Genomic DNA, 4,958 nt, shown 5'->3' with positions numbered 1-4,958 from the left:
AAGTCTCGGTCATCATCGTCATGCGGCCACCCCTTCTTCGTCCCCTCTCAGGCTCTTGTAACGCTCGGCGAAGAACTCCCGAACGTTGGCGCATTGTGTTTCCGTACCATCCAAACGATTGAAGTGGGCGCGAAACTCCTTGGCGCCCGGCAAGGTTGCGAGATACCAGCCCACATGCTTTCGAGCAATACGCACGCCCATCACATCCCCATAGAAAGTGTGAAGTGCGGCCAGATGCTCTAGCAGTATGTGTTCCACCTCGATCAGCTCCGGTGCCGGCAATTTCTCGCCAGTGCGCAGGAAGTGATCGATCTCGCGAAAAATCCATGGCCGCCCTTGGGCGGCTCGGCCTACCAACAGACCATCGGCACCGGTCGCGTCGAGCACGTAACGGGCCTTTTCCGGCGAATCGATATCGCCATTGGCAAACACCGGGATCGACACGGCCTGCTTGATTGCGGCAATCGTGTCGTACTCGGCTTCACCTTTGTACAAATCGGCGCGAGTGCGGCCATGCACTGCCAGCGCGGTGATCCCGGCCTGCTCGGCGATCTTCGCCACGGTCAGGCCGTTCTTGTTGTCGCGATCCCAGCCGGTGCGGATCTTCAGGGTAACCGGCACATCAACCGCAGCCACGACGGCGTGGAGGATCTCGGTCACCAGTGCTTCATCTTTCAACAACGCGGAGCCGGCAGCCTTGTTGCAGACCTTCTTTGCCGGGCAACCCATGTTGATATCAATTATCTGTGCGCCCAGTTCGACGTTGGCCCGGGCCGCATTTGCCAGCATCTGAGCGTCACCACCGGCAATCTGTACCGAGCGAGGCTCGGGATCGCCTTCGTGGATCATGCGCATGCGCGACTTGCGGGTGTTCCACAGGCTCATGTCACTGGTGACCATTTCCGAGACCACAAGCCCTGCGCCCAAACGCTTGCAAAGCTGACGAAAGGGCTGGTCAGTGACGCCCGCCATCGGGGCGAGAATCAAGCCGTTCTGTAATGTATATGGGCCGATGCGTACCGCCGACATAGGACTTCCCTGAAGTGGGGCCGGATCATGAGAGTTCGAAAAAGGGTGGGCATGATACCCGCTCTCGATGACTGGATAAAGGCTGAATTGAACAAAATCTGAACAGTTATTCTGTTATCGCCAGCGGTTTGGTAACGCGAGACGAAGTCAGAAAATTGCCGTCAATTCAGGAACGGTGAAGCGATTCACTCGGGCGAGTGAAAACTCAAGCTGTAATTCACCGCTTTAGGGCCTGGATCGAGAATATCCAGCGCGATGTGGATCGGCGTTTGCGGCGGCATCTCCGCCAGGCCTTCGAGATCACCGCTCAAGTATTCGCCGGGTTTGAAGCGACGACTGGCGATCAGGTGGCCATTGAGGTCGGCAAACCGCAGCTCCAGCAGTGGAAACGGCTGGGAGAACGTTGCGCGGTTATAAATGATCGCGTCGACCACCAGCGCGCCGTTGAACTCCGGGTGGCTGCGCACCACCAGGTTGCTGCTTTTGATTCTGGCGATGTCGACTTTGGACGGCACCGTGCAGCCGATTTGCGGGCAGACTTGCTGGAACCATGGCCGGTATTGATCCTGCCGCGCCAGTTCGTCGAAATGGTAGGAGATATATTGGGCGGCGAGTCCGCCAGCGGCCAGCAACACCAACACCAGCCAAAGCAGGCGACGGCCCCACGGTGAGCGGCGTTTCTGCCAGTCCAGTTGCAGCGGGTCGTCAGTCAGGTCCTGCAAGACTTCGGCGCGAACACCCGGTTCTGCGCGCTCGCGTTTTTTGCGCGGCGGCTCGATCAGAGGCAGGTCGTCATCGCTGTCGTCACTGGCAGACAGGCGTTCGCGGCGGGCATTCGGGTCAATCGGATCGTGCAGCCGCAACTGCGGGATCGCCGGTTCATCATCCAGATCCACCGGTTCCAGCGACAGCGACAGCGACAGCGAGGGCTCGGTGCGTGCGGGTTTTATCGGTTCGATCTCGACGATTTCCGGTTCGGCTTCAGGCTCCGCCCGCTCATCGGCAGGCTTGCTGAACAGGCTGTCCGGCCAGACCGCTTCGTCCGGTTCCGGGCTGTCGCGACGGGCACTCAGGGAATCTTCGCGCGGGCGACCGAATTCAGTAGTCGGCTGGATTTCCCGTTGTTCGAGGCGGGCGAGTTCTTCGTCCAGATCCAGACTGTCGAGGTCCAGCGCCGAGGCGCTCCATTGCTTTTGGCTAATGGCGCGCGTGGCAGGTGGCTCGACAACAGCGGGCGATTCCACCACCGGCGGCGGTGCAGTCTGCAGTTGCTCGACAATGGCCGGTGCAACTGGCGTCACCGCTTCCTTGCCAGCGTGTTGCTCAAGCAGCTGTTTGGCGGCGTTGAACACTTGCAGGCAGGAGCCGCAGCGAACCACCCCGCGGGCCACGCTCAATTGAGCATGGCTGACACGGAAACTGGTTTGGCAATGCGGGCACTGAGTGACGAAGCTGTCGGTCATGCGGCGATCCGAATTATGCAGGCAGCCATTCTAGCGCCGACGCCCGGTGATGCGCACCCAGCCATCACGATTGGCGATCGGGTCGAGATCGAAGTCCTGAGCGTAAGCGGCAGCCACTTCTTCGCCTTGTTCGGCGAGGATGCCCGACAACGCCAGACGGCCACCAGGCTTGACCAGGCTCGACAGTTGCGGCGCCAGCGAAACCAGCGGGCCGGCGAGAATGTTGGCGACCAGCACGTCGGCTTGGACCTGCGGCAGGTCTTGCGGCAGGTACAGCGGGAACAGTTCTTCAGCGATGTTGTTGCGCCCGGCATTGTCGCGCGAGGCTTCCAGCGCCTGCACGTCGATGTCGGTGCCGACGGCTTCTTTAGCACCGAGCAGCAGGGCGGCGATGGCCAGAATCCCCGAGCCGCAGCCAAAATCCAGCACGTTGCAGTCTTTCAAGTCCTGACCGTCGAGCCATTCCAGGCACAGCGCGGTGGTCGGATGGGTGCCGGTCCCGAACGCCAGGCCCGGGTCCAGCAGCAGGTTGACTGCATCTGGTTCCGGCGCGGCATGCCAGCTCGGGACGATCCACAGACGCTGGCCGAAACGCATCGGCTGGAAACCATCCATCCAGCTGCGTTCCCAATCCTGGTCTTCGATAACTTCGCTGTGGTGCTCGGGCAACGGGCTGCCGGTCAGCAGTTCAAGGTGGGCCAGCACCGGCGCAGGCTCGGTGCCACCCTCGAACAGGGCAAGCAGGTGAGTGTGCGCCCACAACGGAGTGGTGTTGAGTTCCGGCTCGAAGATCGGCTGGTCTTCGGCGTCCATGAAGGTCACCGAAACAGCGCCCACTTCAAGGAAAGCGTCTTCGTAGGTTTCGGCTTGTTCCGGGCTGATGGCGAGACGTACTTGCAGCCAAGGCATGGCGGGCACCTTTGAAAAATATTGATTGCAGACTAGCGGCCTGCGAGAAGCGCGCAAGTTTACGCGAGCGCAAAGCTTTTGTGGGAGCGAGCTTGCTCGCGAAGGCGGTTTGTCAGCCACATTGATATCAACTGACACATTGCTTTCGTCGGAACGCCGCCCGGAGCAAGCTCGCTCCCACAGGGTTTTGTGAAACCTGCAGAAACAACAAAGCCGCCCGAAGGCGGCTTTGTCTGGTGCAGCTGAAGCTTAGTGCTTCTCGGCTGCCAGCTTGTGCTCGAGGTAGTGAATGTTCACGCCCCCTTTGCAGAAGCCTTCGTCACGAACCAGATCACGGTGCAGCGGGATGTTGGTCTTGATCCCGTCAACCACGATTTCGTCCAGGGCATTGCGCATGCGTGCCATGGCTTCGTCGCGGGTGGCGCCGTAAGTGATCAGCTTGCCGATCAGCGAATCGTAGTTCGGCGGAACCGCATAACCGCTGTACAGGTGCGAATCGACGCGAACGCCGTTGCCGCCTGGAGCATGGAAATGCTTGACCGTGCCCGGGCTCGGCATGAAGGTTTTCGGGTCTTCAGCGTTGATCCGGCATTCCAGCGAGTGACCGCGGATAACCACGTCATCCTGCGTGAACGACAGCTTGTTGCCAGCGGCGATGCTGAGCATCTCCTTGACGATGTCGATACCGGTGACCATTTCCGAAACCGGGTGCTCCACCTGAACACGGGTGTTCATTTCGATGAATTAGAAACGACCGTTCTCGTACAGGAACTCGAAAGTGCCGGCGCCACGGTAACCGATGTCGATGCACGCCTTGACGCAGCGAGCCAGAACTTCCTGGCGAGCCTGCTCATCGATGCCCGGTGCCGGCGCTTCTTCGAGAACCTTCTGGTGACGACGTTGCAGCGAGCAATCGCGGTCGCCCAGATGGATGGCGTGACCCTGGCCGTCGGACAGAACCTGCACTTCGACGTGACGCGGGTTGGTCAGGAATTTTTCCAGATACACCATCGGATTGCCAAACGCCGCGCCTGCTTCGGTGCGGGTCAGTTTGGCGAAGGAGATCAGGTCTTCTTCCTTATGCACAACGCGCATGCCGCGACCACCACCGCCGCCAGCGGCTTTGATGATCACCGGGTAGCCGACTTCACGACCGATGCGCAGCGCCGTTTCTTCGTCTTCCGGCAGTGGGCCGTCAGAACCTGGAACGGTTGGCACGCCTGCTTCGATCATCGCGTGCTTGGCCGATACCTTGTCGCCCATCAGGCGAATGGTGTCGGCTTTCGGGCCGATGAAGGCGAAACCGGAGTTCTCGACCTGCTCGGCAAAGTCGGCGTTTTCCGCGAGGAAGCCGTAGCCTGGGTGAATGGCGGTAGCGCCAGTCACTTCGGCGGCAGCGATGATGGCCGGGATGTGCAGGTAAGACTGAGAGGCAGACGCCGGGCCGATGCAGACGGATTCGTCTGCCAGACCCAGGTGCATCAGCTCTTTGTCGGCCTTGGAGTAAACGGCGACGGTCTTGATGCCCATCTCTTTGCAGGCACGCAGAATCCGCAT

The 4,958-nt window shown here is 60.4% G+C and carries 3 protein-coding genes and 1 pseudogene; all 4 read right to left on the bottom strand.

What is annotated here, in order from left to right; translation table 11 throughout:
- Positions 1-18 precede the first annotated feature (18 nt).
- Positions 19-1,029 carry a tRNA dihydrouridine synthase DusB gene (gene dusB, locus ACIQVE_RS29100; protein WP_402815339.1) on the bottom strand — a complete coding sequence of 337 codons (1,011 nt, stop codon included), beginning with the start codon at positions 1,027-1,029 and terminating at the stop codon, positions 19-21.
- A gap of 185 nt (positions 1,030-1,214) precedes the next feature.
- The gene (locus ACIQVE_RS29095; RefSeq protein WP_402815337.1) at positions 1,215-2,492 is read right to left on the bottom strand and encodes a DUF3426 domain-containing protein; all 1,278 of its coding nucleotides are present in this window, start codon (positions 2,490-2,492) and stop codon (positions 1,215-1,217) included.
- A gap of 30 nt (positions 2,493-2,522) precedes the next feature.
- The gene (prmA, locus tag ACIQVE_RS29090; protein ID WP_402815335.1) at positions 2,523-3,401 is read right to left on the bottom strand and encodes a 50S ribosomal protein L11 methyltransferase; all 879 of its coding nucleotides are present in this window, start codon (positions 3,399-3,401) and stop codon (positions 2,523-2,525) included.
- Between the two features lie 249 nt (positions 3,402-3,650).
- Positions 3,651-4,958: pseudogene (gene accC / locus ACIQVE_RS29085) on the bottom strand (acetyl-CoA carboxylase biotin carboxylase subunit); the annotation flags it as partial.

Source organism: Pseudomonas sp. NPDC098747 (assembly GCF_044760045.1).
In the GTDB taxonomy this organism is placed as follows: Bacteria; Pseudomonadota; Gammaproteobacteria; order Pseudomonadales; family Pseudomonadaceae; genus Aquipseudomonas.
This window is presented reverse-complemented; position numbering and strand designations above follow the sequence as displayed.